The organism is Sorangium sp. So ce145, from assembly GCF_051525985.1.
Classification (GTDB): Bacteria; Myxococcota_A; Polyangia; order Polyangiales; family Polyangiaceae; genus Sorangium; species Sorangium cellulosum_B.
The window spans coordinates 7487592-7507238 of sequence record NZ_CP150315.1 but is presented as its reverse complement, the minus strand read 5'-3'; the positions used below and the strand labels follow the sequence as shown (position 1 = coordinate 7507238).

Annotated in this window: 14 protein-coding genes; 7 read left to right on the top strand and 7 right to left on the bottom strand. The window is 72.0% G+C overall.

Annotated features, from left to right (window positions below):
- Position 1: 1 nt before the first annotated feature.
- Positions 2–2065 carry a hypothetical protein gene (locus WMF34_RS27565; protein ID WP_437989645.1) on the bottom strand — a complete coding sequence of 688 codons (2064 nt, stop codon included), beginning with the start codon at positions 2063–2065 and terminating at the stop codon, positions 2–4.
- A gap of 472 nt (positions 2066–2537) precedes the next feature.
- Here WMF34_RS27565 and WMF34_RS27560 point away from each other — a divergent pair, with 472 nt between their 5' ends.
- The 6 genes from WMF34_RS27560 to WMF34_RS27535 all read left to right on the top strand — a co-directional run bounded on the left by WMF34_RS27560 (position 2538) and on the right by WMF34_RS27535 (position 9878).
- Positions 2538–3245: an alpha/beta fold hydrolase gene (locus WMF34_RS27560; protein ID WP_044965904.1), complete on the top strand. Its 708-nt coding sequence runs from the start codon at positions 2538–2540 to the stop codon at positions 3243–3245.
- A 116-nt stretch (positions 3246–3361) separates the two neighbouring features.
- Entirely contained in the window at positions 3362–4870 is a 1509-nt protein-coding gene (locus WMF34_RS27555) for an NfeD family protein (RefSeq protein ID WP_012237966.1), read from the top strand.
- Complete coding sequence (locus WMF34_RS27550; protein WP_012237965.1) at positions 4867–5340, top strand: NfeD family protein; 474 nt, start codon at positions 4867–4869, stop codon at positions 5338–5340. Before WMF34_RS27555 ends, WMF34_RS27550 begins: the two co-directional genes overlap by 4 nt.
- A 50-nt stretch (positions 5341–5390) precedes the next feature.
- Positions 5391–6383, top strand: a complete 993-nt coding sequence (floA, locus tag WMF34_RS27545) for a flotillin-like protein FloA (protein WP_012237964.1) — start codon at positions 5391–5393, stop codon at positions 6381–6383.
- Between the two features lie 180 nt (positions 6384–6563).
- Entirely contained in the window at positions 6564–8255 is a 1692-nt protein-coding gene (locus WMF34_RS27540) for a hypothetical protein (protein ID WP_437989644.1), read from the top strand.
- 282 nt (positions 8256–8537) lie between these two features.
- On the top strand, positions 8538–9878 hold the full coding sequence (locus tag WMF34_RS27535; protein WP_012237105.1) for an IS4 family transposase: 1341 nt from the start codon (positions 8538–8540) through the stop codon (positions 9876–9878).
- A gap of 436 nt (positions 9879–10314) precedes the next feature.
- Here the strand turns inward: WMF34_RS27535 and WMF34_RS27530 are convergent, their stop codons facing one another.
- From WMF34_RS27530 to WMF34_RS27505, 6 genes are all read right to left on the bottom strand, one after another.
- Positions 10315–11211, bottom strand: coding sequence for a fatty acid desaturase (locus WMF34_RS27530; protein WP_231864274.1), 897 nt, complete (start codon positions 11209–11211; stop codon positions 10315–10317).
- Positions 11212–12074: 863 nt separating this feature from the next.
- The gene (locus WMF34_RS27525) at positions 12075–13085 is read right to left on the bottom strand and encodes an FAD-dependent oxidoreductase (RefSeq protein WP_012237961.1); all 1011 of its coding nucleotides are present in this window, start codon (positions 13083–13085) and stop codon (positions 12075–12077) included.
- A 142-nt stretch (positions 13086–13227) separates the two neighbouring features.
- Positions 13228–14598, bottom strand: a complete 1371-nt coding sequence (locus WMF34_RS27520; RefSeq protein WP_437989643.1) for a formylglycine-generating enzyme family protein — start codon at positions 14596–14598, stop codon at positions 13228–13230.
- 218 nt (positions 14599–14816) lie between these two features.
- On the bottom strand, positions 14817–16733 hold the full coding sequence (gene ilvD, locus WMF34_RS27515) for a dihydroxy-acid dehydratase (protein WP_437293270.1): 1917 nt from the start codon (positions 16731–16733) through the stop codon (positions 14817–14819).
- 224 nt (positions 16734–16957) lie between these two features.
- Positions 16958–17194 carry a hypothetical protein gene (locus WMF34_RS27510; RefSeq protein WP_012237958.1) on the bottom strand — a complete coding sequence of 79 codons (237 nt, stop codon included), beginning with the start codon at positions 17192–17194 and terminating at the stop codon, positions 16958–16960.
- Positions 17195–17294: 100 nt separating this feature from the next.
- Complete coding sequence (locus WMF34_RS27505) at positions 17295–18026, bottom strand: class I SAM-dependent DNA methyltransferase (RefSeq protein ID WP_437989642.1); 732 nt, start codon at positions 18024–18026, stop codon at positions 17295–17297.
- A gap of 994 nt (positions 18027–19020) precedes the next feature.
- On the opposite strand from WMF34_RS27505, the gene WMF34_RS27500 reads away from it, so the two are divergent.
- Complete coding sequence (locus WMF34_RS27500; RefSeq protein WP_012237956.1) at positions 19021–19536, top strand: hypothetical protein; 516 nt, start codon at positions 19021–19023, stop codon at positions 19534–19536.
- Positions 19537–19647: the final 111 nt, after the last annotated feature.

Below are 19647 nucleotides of genomic sequence, written 5' to 3'. Positions count from 1 at the left end.
CTCACCGCGGGACAGCCGCCGCGGCGCGGCGCGGTGGGTCCTCGCGGTGGGAGACGCCCGTGACGGCGCCCCTGGCGCCCGGGTGCGCAGCGGGATCGCCCGTCGCGTCGAACAGGGCGAGCGCCCTCGAATAATCGAGCGCCGCCCCGGCGGTATCGCCCCGCTCGCAGCGCAGATCGGCGCGCGCGTGGAGCACCGCGGCCTGGCCCGCGCTGTCCCCGAGCTCCTCGAAGAGCCGCAGCGCATCCTCGTAGTCGCGCTGCGCGCCCGGGAGCGCGCCCCGCTGGCGGCGCAGGTCGCCGCGGGCCTTGAGCGCGGCGGCCTCGCCGCGGCGATCTCCGCTGTCCCGGTACAGCAAGATCGCATTGCCATAGTCGCGCGCCGCGAGCGCCGTCTGCCGCTCTCGCAGGCGCAGGTCGCCGCGGGCCTGCCACGTGCGCGCATGGGTCTGCTCGCACCCGAGCGCCCGGAGGAGATCGGGCTGCGGGAGCACCTCGCGCGCGGCGCGGGCGCGTGAGCTCCCCCCGCGACGCTCATCGCGGCTGCTCGGCGGGGGCGAGCGCAGCTGGCTGAGGACGCGCTCCTCCACGCCCTCGAGGATGTAGAGCGCGCGGTCGTAGGCGCGCGCGGCGCCCGCGAGGTCCCCCTCCCTGAAGCACAGATCGCCCTGCGCCTTCAGCACGTTGGCCTCGCCCAGGCGATCGCGGCAAGCCCTGAGGAGCGTGAGCGCGCACCCGTAGTCGCTCGCCGCCCCCGCCAGCTCGTCCTGGTCGAGCCGGAGGTTGCCGCGCGCGAGCAAACCCATCGCCTCTCCGGCCCGGTCGGACGCCGCCTTGAACAGCGACAGCGCCCGCTCATGATCGCTCGAGGCGGCCGCGAGGTCCCCCTGCCGCCGGTGCACGTCGCCGCGGAGCAGCAGCGCCGTCGCCTGGCCACGCCCGTGCGTGGCCGCCTCGAACCCGGCGAGCGCTTCGCCGTAGTCCGCCACCGCGGCCTCGAGCGCGCCCTCGGCGAGGCGCCGGTTGCCGCGAGCGAGCAGCTCCTTTGCGCTGCGGAAGACCTCGTCGTCGGCCGGCGGCGAGCTCCGCGCCGCCGCGCGCTGCGCGTTCGCGCGCACCGCCTTGCGGAGGACGTCGCGGTGACCCGGGCGGCCGCGCTCGCGGGCGGCCGGCGTCGCGCGGAGCGTCCCGAAGGTGCCGCGCCGCTTGCTCGCGAGCTCGGCGCGACGCGCGCCCTCGAGCGCCGCGAGCGCGCGCTCGCGCAGCTCGGGGAGCGCGTCGCCCGAGAGCCGCGCCGCCTCGTCGAGCAAGCGCTGCTGGAGCTCGGCCGGGAGCCCGAGATCGACCACCGTGCAGGCGTCGACGAGCGCCCGCGCCAGCACCTCGGCGCCGCGCTCGCCGTCCCGGAACGGCGCGAGGTCGAGGGCCGCGAAGAGGTCGCAGGCGACGCGCCGGCGCGACGCCGCCTCCGGCCGCCCCTCGACAGCGGCCGTCCAGAAGAGCAGCGCCTGCATCGCGTCCGCCGACCCCCGGTGGAGCGCGTCCCAGCGCCTCGCGTCGGCCGCCGCGTCCTCGCGGGCCGCGGCGCGCACGGGGGGGGTTATCGTGAAGGTCTGCGGGCCCTGCTCGAGCGACACCACCCGCCCATGCACGAGCAGCTGGAGCGGCCGCGCAACGGAGGGCGCCGGCTTCCCCGCCGCGGCGGCGACCACCTCCAGCGGGATGCCCGCCGCAGGCAGCACGGCGAGCGCATGCACCACCCGGCGCGCCTCCTCGCCGAGCGACGCCAGCGCGTCGCCGAGCACCAGACCCACGATCTCCCCCTCGGGTCCCCCCGGGTCCAGCTGCGCCGCGTTCTTCCGCAAATACGCCTCGACCGACATGCCCGTCCGCCGCAGCGTGGCCGCGGCGATCTCGATCGCGACTGGCAGATACCCGAGCGCAGCGACGAGCGCATAGGCCCACTGGACCTCCGCTGCGGGCGGCGCGTCCGTCCCCCATGCACCCTGGGAGAGGACGGACATCGCAGCGGATACGGAGAGCGCCGAGACGCTGAGCTCGGCCATCTTCCGATCTCCGGACGTGGAGCGGAACCTCAACATATCGCCTCTGTCATTCCAGAAGAGCTGGTTGTCCGAGCAGGCGCCGTCCGGCTCTCGGCCCGCGGCGACATGCCAGCTGGCCCCCAATCAGCCTGGAGATTGATGTCTCGAAGCCTGTGTCGAGGAGCTTAGCGCGGCGCGCGACAGGCTCAACGGCCTTCCAGGTTTTCATGCGATCCCCGCGGCGGATTCGCGGCGAACCAGCCCGCGCTGGCACGCGTCCGGCAACGGCTCGCCGATCATGGGAAAGCGCGTTCGACGAAGCGGAACGACGGGATCCTGCGCCGGACGCTCGCTCCTTGTCGCCGGCTCGTATGTCCCCCGGTCGGGTCGAGGAGAGAAGATCCTGCCCATCTCCGCCGGCCCCGCGGCGAGGCGGGGGGCTCGGGCGGAAGGCCGTGGGCGTGAGATCCGGGTCGGAGGCGAGATCCTTTATGTGACCGAGACGGGCACCGGCAAGCCTGCGGTGCTTCTGCCCAGCATGCTGATCGACGGCGCGACCTACCAGCCAACGGTCGAGGCGATGGCGCGCCACGCGCGGGTGCTCGTCCTGGAGCTGCCCGGCTCGGGCCGCGCCTCGCGGCTCCGCGCGCCGTGGACCCTGGAGCGGTATGCGCGCTGCGTCGCCGAGGCCTTGCGGGCTTTGCGCCTCGAGCGCGTCACGCTGATCGGCCACTCGCTGTCTGGCGCCGTGGCGCTGATCGTCGCGGCGCTGTACCCCGAGCGCCTGACCGGGGTCGTGCTCGTCGATTCCATCGGATTCGACCCGCCGGGCTCGGTCCTCTCGCTCGTCCTCGCCCGCGCGGCCGAGGTGCTGCTGGCGCCTCGCTTCGTCGCGCGGGGGACGCCTGCGCTCCTCCACAACCTGCGCTTCCACGCGCGGAGCGCGCTGAGCCTGCTGCGGATCGCCGCGACCGCGGATCTGAGCGGCCACGCGGCGCGGGTGCGCGTGAGGACGCTGCTCGCCTGGGGCGCGCGCGATCTCACGGTGCCGCTCGGCTCGGCCCTCGCCATCCAGCGCTTGATCCCCGACTCGACCCTTGTCGTCTCCTCGAAGGGAAGCCACGACTGGATCGTGGAGCGACCAGCCGAGTTCGCGGACGTGGTGGCGCGGTTCATGGCGGGCAGCGGCGGAGCCGCCTGAGCAGGGGGTATCGTGGAGCGCCGCCATGCGCTACCCTTGTCGCGGCGGTCTTCGGCGTGAACCTCAGGGAGCATGGCGCGCGGCGCGAGCCGAGCCGCCATAGCAGGGAGCGGGGCTTGACTGGTTTGTTGCGCCTGCTGGAACAGGCCGCGAGGTGGGCGCGGCGCGCGACCCCGCTCCTCGCGCTCCTCGCGACGATGGCGCTGTGCCTCCCCGCCCGCGGCGAGGCGGCGGCGCCCGCCGCGGTCCCGGGCAGCGCGGCCGGAGCCCCCGCGCCGCCGGGCCCGCGGCCGCTCCCGCCGATCCCCGGCGCGGGGAAGGTCACCGTGGTCGCGATCTCCGGGACGATCGATCTCGGCCTCTCTCCCTTCCTGGAGCGCGTCGTCGCCGCCCAGGGGGAGGGCGACCTCCTCGTGCTCGACATCAGCACGCTCGGCGGACGCATCGACGCCGCGCTCGCCATCCGGGACGCGCTGCTCCGGGCGCGCGTCCGCACGGTGTGCTGGGTCAACCCGCGCGCGATCTCGGCCGGAGCGCTCATCTCGCTCGCCTGCGATGTCATCGCGGTCGCCCCCGGCGCCACCCTCGGCGCGGCGACGCCCGTGCAGCTCGGCGAGGGCGGCGAGATGAAGCCTGTCGCCGAGAAGGTCGTGTCCTACATGCGGAAGGAGATGCGCGCGACCGCGGAGGCGAAGGGGCGGCGCGGCGACATCGCCGAGGCCATGGTCGACGCCGACGTGGAGGTCCCCGGCCTCGACGAGAAGGGGAAGCTGCTCACGCTGGACGGCGCGCAGGCGCTCGCGTGGGGCGTCGCCGAGGTGCAGGCCGGCAGCGAGGCAGACCTCTTCGGCGCCCTGGGCCGCCCCCAGCCGGCGGAGATCATCCGCCCGCGCCCCAGCTTCGCCGAGGAGCTCGCGCGCTTCCTCTCGGATCCCACGCTCTCCGGGGTCCTCATGACCCTCGGGATGCTCGGTATCCTCCTCGAGCTGTATGCGCCGGGCCACGGCGTCCCGCTCGCCGTCGGGCTCTCGTGCCTCGCGCTGTTCTTCTTCGGGCACCACGTCGTGAAGCTCGCCGGCTGGGAGGAGCTCGCGCTCTTCGCGGTCGGCGCGATCCTCATCGCGGTGGAGATCTTGGTCCCGGGGCACATCGTCCCCGGGGTCGCGGGCGCCGCGTGCGTGGCGAGCGCCCTCCTCCTTTCGCTGCTCGATCTCGAGCGCGTGCCGGTCGACGTCGCCTGGCATGCCGGCTGGCTGCCGCGCGCCCTCGCCTCGGTCTGCGGCTCGCTCGCGGCGACGGCGGCGCTCGCCGTGGGCGCCGCCCGCGTCGCGCCGAGGACGCGCCTCGGGCGGCGGTTCGTTCTGGACGCGGCGATCCGCGGCGTCGCCGTCGGAGGACCTCCCGAGGGCCCCGCGGCGCCCGCGTCGCTCGTGGGCCGGCTCGGCACGGCCGCGACCGATCTGCGCCCCTCGGGCAAGGTCGCGCTCGACGGCCGCCGCGTGGAGGCGCTCTCGGAGCTCGGCTACGTCGAGGCCGGCGCCCGCGTGCGGGTGATCCGCGCGGAGGGGGGCCGGGTCGTCGTGAGGGCGGTCGCGCGCAGCGCGGACGAGGAGCGCGGAGCGTGACGCCCGCGCTGCTCGTCGTCGCGCTGCTCGTGGCGGGGCTCGTGCTGCTCGCCATCGAGGTGCTGGTCATCCCCGGCGTCGGCCTCGTCGGGCTCCTCGGCGGCGCCGCCGTGCTCGGCGCGGTCGCGCTCGCGTGGGTGGCCCTCGGGATCGGCTACGGCCTGCTCGCCCTGGGCGCCGGCGTCTGCGTGACGGGGCTCCTGTTCTGGGCTGTCCCGAGGACGCCGGTGGGCCGCAAGATGGTGCTGCTCGAGACCCAGCGGAGCGGGCGTGGCCCGGACGCGCGGCTCGCCGCGCTTGCCGGCAAGGAGGGCAGGGCGCTCACGCCGCTCCGCCCCGCCGGCACGGTCGAGATCGAGGATCGCGCGGTCGATGTCGTGACCGACGGCCTCTACGTGGAGGCTGGCACGCCTGTGCGGGTCGCGAGCGTGGAGGGGAATCGGGTCGTCGTCGAGCCGCGCAAGCCCTAGAGAGCGCGCGAGAGGCGGCCCTTCACGGACAGGGACGGGTGGAGAGGGATATGGAGATCATCTCGGTCATCGTGATCGGCGGGCTCGTGCTCGTCGCCATCGTCGCGACGCTGTACATGGTGCCGCTCCGGCTGTGGATCGCCGCGCAGGCGTCGGGCGCCGGGGTCTCGATGCTCACGCTCATCGCGATGCGCCTGCGCCGGGTGCCGCCCGATCAGATCGTCAACGCGCGGATCAGCGCCGTGAAGGCGGGCCTCGAGGAGGTGTCCGTCGACATGCTCGAGGCCCACTACCTGGCCCGCGGCCGGGTGGAGGCGGTCGTCAATGCGCTCATCTCGGCGGGCAAGGCGGGGATGGAGCTCGATTTCTCGCGCGCGGCCGCGATCGATCTCGCCGGCCGCAACGTGCTCGAGGCGGTGGCGATGTCGGTGAACCCGCGCGTCATCGAGACCCCGAAGGTCTCGGCCGTGGCCAAGGACGGTATCCAGCTCCTCGCGATCGCGCGCGTGACCGTGCGCGCCAACATCGATCGCCTCGTCGGCGGCGCGGGCGAGCAGACGGTGCTGGCCCGCGTCGGCGAGGGCGTCGTCTCGACGATCGGCTCGGCCGACGACTACAAACACGTCCTCGAGAACCCCGATACCATCTCGAAGAACGTGCTCAAGAAGGGCCTCGACGCGGGGACGGCGTTCGAGATCCTCTCCATCGACATCGCCGACGTCGACGTCGGCTCGAACATCGGCGCGAAGCTCCAGACGGAGCAGGCCGAGGCGGACAAGCAGGTGGCGCAGGCCAAGGCGGAGTCGCGCCGCGCGCTCGCGGTCGCGCAGGAGCAGGAGATGAAGGCCAAGACGCAGGAGATGCGGGCGAAGCTCGTCGAGGCGGAGTCGACGATCCCGCTCGCCGTCGCGGAGGCGCTCCGCACGGGCAAGCTCGGCGTCATGGACTACTACAACATGCGCAACGTCATCGCCGACACCGAGATGCGCCAGGGCATCGCCGGCACCACGGGGGGCAAGCCCGATCCCGCCGGGGAGTCGTGAGGTGCCGCCGCGCGACCCACCGAGCCCGCTCCTCGCGTGGCTCGGCCGCCGCGGCGCGCTCGTGCGGCGCTTCGTCCTCGCCGAGGTGCTTGGCCCGCCCCGGGCGCTATCTCCGCGCGCTGCGCGGCCGGAGAGCCGCGCGGCCGGAGGGCCGCGCCCCGACGACGCTGGAGGGGCGCCATGCGTGACATCGACCTCGAGAAATACGTCGGCGCCCTCGTCGGAGTGATCTGGGCGATCGTCAAGCTCGCGAGCCTGGTCGGGAGCGTGCGAGCCAGGCTCGCCGAGCGCGCTGCGCGTGCCGCCGCGCGGCCCGGCGGCGAGGACGCCCCGCGGAGCGAACCAGCGCTCGTCGACGTCGCGCCGGGGAGCGACACGGGGCTCGTCGACGTCGCGCCGGGGAGCGACACGGGGCTCGTTGATGTCGGGCCGCCGAGCGCTGCGCCGTGGGCGGGGATGCCGTTCGGCGCCCCGCGCGCGCCCGACGCCGACCGGCTGCGCGTGGTGCTCCTGCGGCTCGCCGAGCTCGAGCAGAGCGCCGCGGCGCTCGGCCACGTGGTGCGTCACGAACGGGCGAACCGGCGCTTCACCGACGTGCTCCTCGAGGCCGTCCCGCACGAGATCGGGAGCCTGCGCGCCGCCGTCGACGCGGGCCTCGCGGCCCGCGAGGCGGAGGCCGCGGCGGACACCATCGAGCTCGTCGTGGGCGAGATCGCGGTGCTCGTGCGGCAGCGCCGCGACCCGTCGCTCCTGCCCGAGCTCGGCGACGCGGACGCCCTCGCCGACGCCTGCTACGCCCCCGTGATCGCGTTCGCGCGGGCGGAGGGGCTGCCGCTCCGGAGCGGAGCGCCGGCCACGCAGCTCACGGGGTTCGATCTCGCGATCTGGACGGGCTTCATCCCGACGTCGATCGCGCCCATCTTCCTCCCTGTCGACTTCTTCTCGACCCCGCTGCGCTGGCCGGCGCTCGCGCACGAGATAGGGCACGATTTCCTGGCCTCGGTCGACGGCCTCGAGCCGGCCCTGCGCCGCGAGCTCGGCCTGGGGGGCGAGCAGATGCGCCCGCTCGCGCCGGACGGCGATCGCATCGGGGCTCCCGCGCTCAGGCGGGTGTTCGGCGTGTGGTTCGAGGAGATCTTCTGTGACGTCTTCGGCACGCTCATGTTCGGCCCCGCCTACGTGCTCACGATGAGCGAGCTGTTCTTCCAGGAGGACGAGCCGTACGCGTCCATCGCCGTCCAGACCGACGTGACCGGCGCGCGTTATGACGAGCATCCTCCGCCGCACCTTCGCGTGCTCATCGGGTGCATGGTCCTCGAGCGGGGCGGGCTCAACGAGGACGCGCGCGCCCTGCGGGAGGCGTGGGCGCGCCGCCACGCCGAGGTGAGCCTCGATGACCTGCTCTTGCCCGTGAGGGGCGCCTTTCGCCCCGTCCCGCTGGCGCCCTTCGCCGCCATGGCCGCGTGGATCGTGGAGCGCCTCTATGCCGGCCCGCTCACCGCCCTGTCCGGCTTCGGTCTGCAGGACATCAGCGGGCTCGACTACGGCCCCCACGAGCGCCAGGAGGCGTCGCGCGCGCGCGACGCGCTGCTCGCCGGCCGGGTCCCCGCCGTCCTCGACGCCCGGGCGCTCCTCGCGGGCGCGGTCCTGGCGGCGCACCGGGCGCCCGCGCAGTCGCTGTCGATCCTCATCAGGGCGCGCGCCGCGATCCCGGCGCTCGGCACGAGCGAGCGACGGCCCGACGCGTTCGGGTCGCGCCTCGACGCGTCCCGCGTCGCGCTGGACCGCCGCGCCGTGGCGGAGGCGCTGCTCTTCCGAGAGGTCCTGCTGCCGCCGCGAGCGCTGCGCACCCGCCGCCGCGCGCGCCTCTAGAGCGGCGGTCACCCGCTTCGGATACGGGCCCACCTCGACGTTTTCGGTGCTCAGCGCACTGGAGTGCGCTTGCGCGCCGAAAACGCCGATCTGGGCCCGTCTCCTGTGCGGGGGACCGCCGCTCTGCTGGGCATGGTGGCTGGGCCGCCTCGACGTTTTCGGTGCTCAGCGCACTGGAGTCTCAAGATCCTACACATCTCGCTTGATGTGTGCTGGGCGACGTGATCAAAGCTGCGGATGGGTTCACCTGCAGCAGAGCACGCAGCGGCACTCGCCGAGGAGATGAGCGACGCGCACTTCGGCGATGCGCGGCTTTCGAAGCGCCAGACCAAGCTGGTGCAGAAGCTGGCGCAGGCGCCGGACAAGAGCTTCCCCTCGCTCTTGTCCGACAGCGAGCTGGAGGCGGCGTACCGTTTCTTCGGCAACGACGCCGTCACGCCCGCGGCGATTCTGGCTCCGCATGTGCGCGCCACCCTCGCGCGCATGGAGGCCGAGCCGGTCGTGCTCGCCATCCATGACACCACGACCCTTTCCTTCCGCTCGGACGGCCAGCGGCAGGGGCTCGGACGGCTGCGCTCCTCGGGGCAGACGTTCTTCGCCCACTTCACGCTGGCGGTCAGCGGCGATGGAACGCGCCGCCCGCTCGGCGTGCTCGATCTGAGCACGCACGTGCGCGACGACGGCACGACGGACAACGAGCACGACCGCTGGGGAGAGCAGGTGGAGCGAGTCGCGGTCTTGGGCGCTGCGCCGCACGATGTGGTGCACGTCATGGACCGCGAAGGCGACGACTACGGCCTGTTCGCGCAGCTTTTGAGCGCAGGGCATCGGTTCGTGATTCGGCTCGCGCACAATCGCCTCGTCGAGGCTGACGCCCTCGGAGCGGAGGCCAAGCTCGAGCAGGCGCTCGCGCATGTTCAAGCGGTGGCCGTGCGCGAGGTAGAGCTTTCGCCGCGGCCGGCAGGCAATCGCAGCCCTCAACAGAAACGGCTGCATCCTCCGCGTGCAGGACGCTTGGCCAAGCTCGCCCTTGGAAGCACGCGCGTGACCCTGCGGCGACCGAGATCCCAGCCGCGCGAGCTGCCTGCGACGCTCTCGTTGCGGGTCGTACGCGTCTGGGAGATCGAGCCGCCGCCGGGCGAAGCGCCGGTCGAGTGGGTGCTGCTCACGAGCGAGCCGGTCGAGTCCGTCGAGCAGCTGACGCAGCTGGTCGACTGGTACCGGGCGCGCTGGATGGTGGAGGAGCTCTTCAAGGCCCTGAAGACCGGATGCGCCTACGAGAAGCGCCAGATCGAGGACCTGCACGGCCTGCGCAACGTGCTGGCGCTCTTCGCGCCCATCGCCTGGCAGCTATTGCTGCTGCGCAGCGAGGCTCGGCGCGCTCCGGAGCAGCCCGCGACCGCCGTGCTCACGCCCACCCAGCTCGAGGTGCTGCGGGTCTTCGCGCGCAAGCCCCTGCCCGAGAACGCCACGGCCCGCGATGCCTTCCTGGCGATCGCCGGGCTCGGCGGACACCTCCGGCGAAACGGCGAGCCCGGCTGGCAGACCTTGGGCCGTGGCTACGAGCAGCTGCTCACCCTCGTCCAGGGCTGGAGCGCCGCGAGGGAGGTGGGGAAAATATGATCAATCCTGAGACTCCGGTGCGCTTGCGCGCCGAAAACGCCGATCTGGGCCCGTCTCCTGTGCGGGGGACCGCCGCTCTGCTGGGCATGGTGGCTGGGCCGGTCTCCTGTGCGGGGGACCGCCGCTCTGCTGGGCATGGTGGCTGGGCCGGTCTCCTGTGCGGGGGACCGCCGCTCTGCTGGGCATGGTGGCTGGGCCGGTCTCCTGTGCGGGGGACCGCCGCTCTGCTGGGCATGGTGGCTGGGCCGGTCTCCTGTGCGGGGGACCGCCGCTCTGCTGGGCATGGTGGCTGGGCCGGTCTCCTGTGCGGGGGACCGCCGCTCTGCTGGGCATGGTGGCTGGGCCGGTCTCCTGTGCGGGGGACCGTCGCTCTGCTGGGCATGGTGCAGAGAGGTGGGCGGATACCGCCGTGGAGCGGGGCGCCGCGCGGCGCGGATCAGATGACGTCGAGCTCGGCCGCGCCCTGCGTGGGGTGAGCCGTCTGGATCGTGGGCGCCCGCGGCGCGGCGAGGCTGCCCGCCGCGATCAGGGGCAGCGGCGCCCGCGGCGGGGGGATGCTCTCCGAGCGGAGCTTCATGAGCTCCTCGCGCTGGTGCTTCCACACGGTCCTGTAGCGGAAGAACGGCACGGCCGGGTAGAGGTGGTGGATCAGGTGATACGTCTGCCCGAAGAGCAGCACGTTGAACAGCGCGCTGTCGACCGCGCGCGTCGCGCTGTACCGGTTCTGCGTCGCCGTGATCTCGTGCGGGTAGTGAGGCAGGTAGTCGAAGGCGAACGCGAGGAAGAAGATCGCCAGCCGCGCCGGCAAAATCCAGTAGAGGAGCGCGAGCTCGCCATAGCCGAGCCCGAAGGCCAGCGCCACGAGCGCGAGCATGGCCGCGAGCGAAGCGACCGTCTCGAGCCGCTCCGCGCGCTTCTGCGCGTGGTAGGAGCGCAAAAATAGATAGTAGTAGTGGAGATCCTGTGTCGCCCAGCGGAGCGGCAGGAGGTACCACGGGCCGCGCCCACTCCAGTAGTCGGGATCCCGGTCCGCGTCGTTCGTGTGTTTGTGATGCTCGAGGTGGAAGTGACGCACCGCCAGGAACGGCGCCCCGAGCAGCAGCCCGGACAGCCGCCCGATCACGCCGTTCAGCAGCGCGGAGCGCGCCAGCGACCGATGCGAGGCCTCGTGCATCGGCGTGAAGGCGGCATACGCGGCGACCGCCGCCGCGAGCACGGCCGGAACGGTCGACACCGAGCCCGCGATGCCCGCGTAGACGGCCGTCACCCAGAGGGCGTACGACCCGGCGAACAGCGCCACCGTCGGCCACTCGATCGTCCGGGTCTGCAGCAAGCCGCTGTCGAGCGGCAGGACGCTCCAGAGGGCCGGCCGCCCGGAAGGTCTCCCCGACGGCCTCCCCGAGGGCCGCCCTGACGGCCTGACCGAGGGTCTCCCCGACGGCCTCCCCGAGGGGCGGCTCGGGCAAATCTCGTCGTTGCTCCTCGTGAAACTCCAGACGGCTGGCCGCCCCGATGGACGACTGAGTCGATTCTCGTCGTTGTTCATGGCGCTCAAAACTCCCCGGGGAAGCTTCGGATCTTCACGTGGGTGACAGCGAACGGTGGACACCGGATCAAGCGCAAACGAACGTTCGACCACTCGGGACCGCGATCCAGGGATGGCACCGAGAGGCCGTCAGGGGTTAGCGACCTCCAGGGCGAGGCCGTCCACGGCCATTCCCTCAGACGAACAAAGGAGCGCCATGGGCGGTCCCACTGCGAGAGAAGGCGGGAGACGCTCGCAGACGAGCACGAATTCAATCTAGCAGCCTAGCAACAGGAGCACAACGGGACTTTCGGAGCGTTGCGTCGGGCATTCTGGTTGGCTGGATTCCAGAGACAGCGTCGTTTGTTTCGGTTCGTGGCGGTTACGTCGGTCACGTTGGTCACGTCGGTTACGTCGGTCACGTTGGTCACGTCGGTTACGTCGGTCACGTCGGTTACGTCGGTTACGACCGTTGTGATCGACGCAACCGTTGCGTCGGTTTGCGACCACGTCGTCCGCCTGCATGAGCTTGCGTTGGCTCGTAGCGGCGCTCGCGGCGTGGGTTGGCGTTGGCGCCGTTGCCGTTGTCCGAGGAACAGGCCCGGAGCACCGCGCTGACGCTGACGTTGACATCATGGCGCGCGTCAAAACAGTGCGCTCGTCACATTCCGCTAGACATGGCCGTGTGTCGACCCGTTGCCGTCCCGCAGCATTGCGCTCACCTCGTGGGCACAACCCCATGCCAGCGTGTATCCCGAACCGCCGTGGCCGTAGTTGTGGATCACACGGCCTTCTCGCTCCACCCGCACGGTGCTCCGGTAAGGGCGCAGCCCGGCGCGTGAGCCGAGCAAGCGGCCCGGCTTGAGCCCGGCCGCGCGCACCCGCTGGAGCATTGCGTCAGCGAGCTCGGGATCAGGCGTCAACGGGCGATCATCGGGCGACGGGATGAAACAACCGCCAATCACGATCTCGCGACGCCTTGGGATGACATAGACGAGCGCCGATTCGTCCCTTTCATCACCCAGTGCGACATCTGGGGGGATCTCGCCTGGTTCGACGATCGCCACCTGGCCGTACACGCCGATGAGCTCGCCATCGCCGGTGAGCGCGCGCGCCCCGAGCCCGGTGCAATTCACGATGCAGTCACCCTCGACCTCGGCGAGCGATCGCACGTGCTCGGCGCGCACTGGACAGTCGAGCTGCGCCTCCAGCCAGGGCAGGTGCAACGATGGCTCGATGCGCGGCGCCGTGAATCGCAGGCTGTACGGCGCGCCCAGCGGGTGGGGTCCAGGCTCGAGCGCGAGGTCCGGGACGCTCGGAGCCCACCACGGCAGGCGCGTGTCGTCCGCCGCCTCGCGCGCGGTCAGGAGATCCACGCCCGCCTCCGGGTGTTCGTTCGCGATGCGCGTGAGTTCATCGAGGCTCCTCGAGGACCACGCGTTGACGCGCTCGGGCGGGTTCGCCAGGAAAGGATGCCACAGCGCCGCCGCGACCGCGGAGGTCGTGCGCTCGCCGCGCGCCGCTGCGATCACCTGCACCCGGTGGCCGTCGCGCTGGAGGACGACCGCCGTGGTCAACCCGATCACCCCTGCGCCCACGACGGTGATCTGCTGCCCTTGAGCCTGGCCCCGCGATGACGCCACGATCGCGCGCTCTAGCACGCCGCGCCTCAGCGTCGACATCGCACACCACGCCCGGCGTCGAATCCGGTTGAGTGGACGTTCCGCGACGTCCCGCGACGTCCCGCGACGTCCCGCGACGTCCGATCCACGGCAATTTCCGCCCACCTCAGCCTCATGCCGAACAGGGCGGGTGACCGCCGCTCTAGATGCTTCGTGCGCAGCGGGCGCCGATGTTGTTGACGCGGTCGATGGGATAACTGAAGTCGCGGTTGCCTGCGCGCACGTCCGTCGCCGGCGCGCGGTAGCTCCCGCCGCGGGTGACCCGCGTCGCGTCGCGATCGCCGTCCACGCGATGCACGCAGTCGATGCACGGCGTGGGGAGCGCATCCCGCCACCAGTCCATCGTCCACTCCCACAGATTGCCGGCCAGATCCGAGTGCCCCCATCGCCCGTCGCCACGCGGCTTCGACCCGACCGGCAGGATGTCGCTCAGCGCGCAAACCCCCGCGGCGCTTCCATCCCCGGTGCAGTTGTAGGAGGCGCGATCGCCGTCGATCCCGGTGCCCCAGGGGTAAGGTCGATGCTCGTCGCCGCCGGCAGCCGCATAGTTCCACTCCGCCTCGGAGGGCAGGCGGCCGCCGTCCCACGCGCAGAACGCGAACGCCTCGAACCAGGTGATGCAATTGATCGGCAGGTCCTCGTTCGACCCGGGGGCGTCGGTCCACGTCCAGAGGCGATCGCCATTGCACTGCAGCGCCGCCCGGAGCGCCGCGGTGTTCGGCGCGAGCCGCGAGTTCCACCCCGCGATCCACCCGCTGCCGTTGACGTGGGGGTGCCGGCCAGCCCCGATGGCCGGCGGGCTCTCCTGCACGCCCTGCCCGGCATCCACGAACGCCCGGAATCGCCCCACCGTGATCTCGTACTTGTCCAGGCGGAAGTCGCTGACGGCCGCGGGGAACGCGTCGTCCGTGCTTGGCGTCCCGTCGTAGCCCCTCAGGAAGGTGCCACAGGGGACCATCCTGTTGCCGCAGCAGCTCGCGTCGCCCGGCCCGCAGCTGTCCCCGGCGCCCGGCCTGCCCCCCGCGCAGCTCGGGGGCATGGCCATCACGTCCGTCGAGCCGCACGTGTTCGGGCAACCCGGCTCCCCGCACTCGCATTGCACGCCGCCCGCGCACGTCACGCAGTCCCCGGTTCCATCACACGCCGCGCTGCCGTCCGCCCCGCAGGGGGTCCGCGCCGGCCTCGGCCGCTCCGCACACTCACCGTCGCTGCACACCGCTTCCACGCAGGCGCTCTGCGCTGGCGGGCAGTCCTCCACCGGGTCGACGCAGCTATCCGTCGCACCGCCGCTGCTGCTGCTGGCGCCGCTGCTGCTGCTGGCGCCGGTGCTGCTGCTGACGCTGCTGCTGACGCCGCTGCTGGTGGTGGCGTCACCGCTGCTTGCGGTGGCGCTGCTGCCGCCACCGGCCCCGCTTCCACCGCTCCCGACGTCCTGGTCACCAGGAAAATCACGCACCTTCGGGCTGCAACCCGAGACGAGAGAGGTGGCCACGATGAGCGCCAATTTTCTCATGTACGGCATCATACGCGACCGGGCGCACCCCCGTCGCGGTGGATGTCGTACCGGCCCGGAGCGTTGCAGCGCCCGACCTGCGCCGGGCGCCGAGGCGCGCCGGGTGGCCGGGGCGGTGGCCACCGTTCCACCGGCGGCGGCCGCGGCGCTGCGGGCGCTGCGTCCTCGTCCGCGCCTCGCCTGCGCGGCTCGGCGGCTGGACGGCGGCTGGAGCTCGGTTATTTGCGCTGCGCGGGGGCGGCCGCGGTCGCGCCGTCCCCGGCGCGCCGGCTCGGCTCGATCTGGCCGACGTCGCGGACAGCGCCGTTCGCGGCGCTCGTGGCCATCAGCGCGTAAGCCCGCAGGGCAGGGGAGACCTTCCGGTCGCGGTTCGGCCTGAACGCATCGGCGCCGCGCGCCTCGGCGGCGCGGCGGCGGCGATCGAGCTCCGCCTCGCTGACGAGGACATCGATCGTCCGGGCAGGGATGTCGATACGGATGCGGTCGCCCTCCTCGATGAGCCCGATGGTCCCGCCTTCGGCCGCCTCGGGCGAGACGTGCCCGATGCTCAGGCCCGACGTCCCGCCGCTGAACCGGCCGTCGGTGATGAGGGCGCACGCCTTCCCGAGGCCCTTCCCCTTCAGGAACGACGTCGGATAGAGCATCTCCTGCATGCCGGGGCCGCCCTTCGGCCCCTCGTAGACGATCACGACCACATCGCCCGAGCGGATCTGGTTGTCCCAGATCGCGTCGCACGCCGCCTCCTGCGAGTGGAACACCCGCGCGGGCCCCTCGAACTTCCAGATCTCGGGATCGACGCCGGCGGTCTTCACGATGCAGCCGTCCGCCGCGATGTTGCCGTAGAGCACGGCGAGCCCGCCTTCGCGGCTGTACGCGTGGTCGACGTCGCGGATGCAGCCCTTCTGGGCGTCATCGTCGGTGTCGGCGAAGTACTTGTCTTGCGAGAACGCGACCGTGGTCGGCACGCCGCCCGGCGCGGCGAGCGAGCGCTTCTTCGCGGCGGCCGTCGCCGTGGGGCGGCGGATGTCGTTCTCGTCGATGGCCTCGCCCAGCGTGCCCGCGTGGACCGTGCCCACCTGCCGGTGGATGAGCCCCGCGCGGTCGAGCTCGCCGAGGATCGTCAGCACGCCGCCCGCGCGGTGCACGTCCTCGACGTGGTGATGCGACGACGGCGCGACCTTGCAGATGTTGGGCACCTTGCGCGACATCCGGTCGATGTCCGCCATCTTGAAGTCCACCTGCGCCTCGCGGGCGACCGCCAGGATGTGGAGCACCGTGTTCGTCGAGCCGCCCATCGCGATGTCGAGCGCCATCGCGTTCTCGAACGCCTCGAACGTCGCGATGCTCCGCGGCAGCACCGAGGCGTCGCCGTCGACGTAGTGCCGCTGCGCGAGCGCGACGACGCGCTTCGCCGCCGCCTCGAAGAGCTCCCAGCGCGCCGCGTGCGTCGCGAGCAGCGTGCCGTTGCCGGGCAGCGCGAGGCCGAGCGCCTCGTTGAGGCAGTTCATGCTGTTGGCCGTGAACATGCCGGAGCACGAGCCGCAGGTCGGGCACGCCGACCGCTCCATCGCGGCGAGATCCGCGTCGGTCACCTTGTCGTCGCTCGCTGCGATCATCGGATCGATGAGGTCGAGCTTCCGGATGAGCGGCTTGCCGTCGCGGTCGTGGGTCCCGACGATCTTGCCCGCCTCCATCGGGCCCCCCGAGACGAAGACCGTCGGGATGTTGAGCCGCATGGCGGCGAGCAGCATGCCGGGCGTGATCTTGTCGCAGTTCGAGATGCACAAGAGCGCGTCCGCGCAGTGCGCGTTCACCATGTACTCGACGCTGTCGGCGATGAGCTCCCGGCTCGGCAGCGAGTACAGCATGCCGGCGTGGCCCATCGCGATGCCGTCGTCGATCGCGATGGTGTTGAACTCGACGCCCCACCCGCCCGCGGCGTCGATGACCTTCTTCGCCCGCTGGCCGACGTCGTGGAGGTGGACGTGCCCCGGAACGAACTGCGTGAAGCTGTTGGCGATGGCGACGATCGGCTTCTCGAAGTCCGCGTCCTTCATGCCGGTGGCGCGCCACAACGCGCGCGCCCCTGCCATGTTGCGACCCTGGGTGGATGTACGACTGCGGTATCCGGCCATGCCGGGAACCTACTCCGTTCCGGCCTTCGCGCCTAGCCGGCAGGCGGGGCCGGCGTCATTGGACCGCCGCGCCCGCCGCGCCCGCCGCGCCCACCGCGCCCGCCGCGTCCACCACGTCCACCAGCGGCGAGGTCGTTCGCGCGGCCAAGGCGGCGCGCACCAGGTCTCTCGGGGCGTGGGCCCGCGGCTCCGGGCGTCACCGCAGCCCGGGGCCGGCCCTTCGATCATCGGCCTCGTGGCTTGGACCACCGATCCACGGCGACCATCGCGGCGCCCAGCCCGTCGATGTAGGTGCCGTGCCGGAACGTCGCGCGCTTGAGCGCCACGACCAGCGTCGCCAGGAGCTGGCGCGCCTCGTCTCGTTCTCGCCGCAGGTCCTGGACCTCATCCCGCGACGGCCGGTTGACGACCGCAGCTTGCCCCGCGTCGTTCGTGCCTGTCTGACTCGCTCTCTCGGACATGGGTCTCATCCTCCCATATCAAGTTAGCGCCGCGTCGCCCGCGCCATCAACCTCCATGAAATATATTTGAATGGGTGTTCGTATCCCGGCCCACGTCAGCTCAGGAGCGCGCGACGAGGGTGACGAGGCCGCGCGCGATCTCGCGATGGATGACGCGGAGTCCGGCCGCGTCGAGCCTGTCGCAGACCCAATCGGGGGAGAGGCGCAGCTTGCGATAGAAGCTCGCCGACAGCGTCCACCGGCCGTCCTCTCGGCCGCGCGAGTGAACGAGATCGTGCACCTTGATGGTCTCGGGTTCGTACTCGAGGAAACAGGTCATGATCACATCCGCGGAGTCGTGTACTGGGATGAACCGGTCGGCGCCTTCGAGCTCGCGGGTGAGGTCGCGGAACGTGAGCGCGAGGTGGCCGCCGGGCGCGAGTCGCCGGGCGCAGCCGGCGAACATCCGCTCCACGTCCGACTTGCTGCCGAGGTGGGGGAGCGTGTCGCCCATGCACACGGCGAGCGCGCAGGGGGGCCCCGAGCCCTCCAGTGCGTCAAGGAGATCCCCTCTCACGATCTCGACGGCGAGCGGCCCGCGGCGCGCCTCGAGCTCGGCGAGCAGCCTGTCCGACGTGTCCACGGCGGTGACCCTGAACCCGAGCTGCGCCAGCGCGAGGGACTGAAAGCCGGAGCCGCACCCGAGGTCGATGGCCTCGGGCGAGCCTTCCGGGCGCAGGCCGAGGCGCTCGAACAGCGCCCGTTGCTCGGCGACCTTGGCGTCGTAATCCCCGAACATCCGCGAATAGTGCTCGGCGAGGAGCTTGTCGTAGTGATCGGCGACCGTGGGCATGGGCTCTGTTCCTCCGCGGCCATCCTACAGCGGCAGGGCCCGCCGGCGCAGGCCTGCGCCGGCACACATGGACAGACCGGCGCAGGCCTGCGCCGGCACACATGGACAGACCGGCGCAGGCCTGCGCCGGCACACATGGACAGACCGGCGCAGGCCTGCGCCGGCACACATGGACAGACCGGCGCAGGCCTGCGCCGGCACACATGGACAGACCGGCGCAGGCCTGCGCCGGCACACATGGACGCACGGGGGCTCACCAGAATCGACTGCGTCCGAAAATTTCTGCTCTGCTTTGACGAAGACATGATATCTTGGTTGAAACGCGACTCTTACTCCGACATCGATTTTCGGGTCGGCGGTGTTGGAAGGCACCGGGAAGGTTCCCGGAGCGAGGTTGGAGAGGGAGAGATCGCGTTGCTGTGCGCAGCTGGTTTCGTCGGACGGGTGGGAATGAGGTACGGCGGGCTTGGACCGAGCCAGCCTGTCGCTCGCGCGGGTGCTTCGCTCTTCGAGAGCGCGCCTCGCGAAGCGCGCTGATGGACCTGTCGGAGAACCAGCGAGGCGAGCCGGAGAGCCCAGGCAGGCGGTCACGCCGGGCGACCAGGCGGCCGGAACGACAGGCGAGCCAGAACGACAGGCAAGCCAGATGACCAGGTGAGCTCGGTCGAGCCGCGCCGCGCTCCTCGTGCGCCGCGCAGCCGGAGCCCGGTCGGCCTCGCCGACGCGGCCAGCACCTGAATCTGAGCGAGGCGCGCCCAATCGCTCAGGGCGGAGAGAAGCTGACGAGCAGCTGACGATCTGACGAGCAGTTGACGATGGATGATGGACGATGAAGAAACGGCTCATGACCGCAAACCCCGTCGAGATCGAGAAATGAGTTGCGGAAGGTGCCAGTTTGCGTCATGATGAGAAGTTTTGTGACTGCGGTGTTTGCGAGCCTGCGGAGTTCGCGCAGGTCGTGGGATCGCGTCCAAGTAGCGAAGGAGCGTGGTGCATGAAGACGGTTGGTGATTGGCTCTCCAGGTGCTCGCGATCGCTCGTCGCCGCGGGCGCGGCCGCGCTCCTCTCCGCCACGCCGGCCGCGGCCTCGGCAGATCACCCCGCCACGCCGCGGCAGGCTGCGCCGGCGGCAGCCGGCGCGGAGAGCGCGCCTACGGCAGAGCCCGCCTCGGCCCCCGGCGCGGGCGAGTGGGACACCTTCTCCGTGGAGGTCTATGGCAGGCTTGTCTCGCGCGCGGGGAAGGTCGCGACCCTGCTGCCGCTCGTCTCCACGACCGAGAAGCCGGTCGCCGCGGGGACCAAGGCGGTGCTCTTCCGCAAGGTCGAGGACCCCGGCGGACCCAGATCCACGAAATGGGTCGAGATCGCCAGGGTGACCATGAAGAAGATCGAGTCGACCGGCAACATGCAGCTCACCATCGACTCGGAGCCGCAGGCGCCGCCCGGCGAGAAGGGCAAGACGCCTGGCCACTTCGTGAAGGGCGCTCGGCTCAAGCTCGCGATCCAGTAGCCCGGCGCCGCGCGCGGCGGAGCACGCCGCGGGCGTGAGCCGGGTCGCTCCGCTCCGGGGAGGACCGCGCGGTCGCCGCGAGCGGGCACGGTGGGAGGGAGTCGGCGCGGG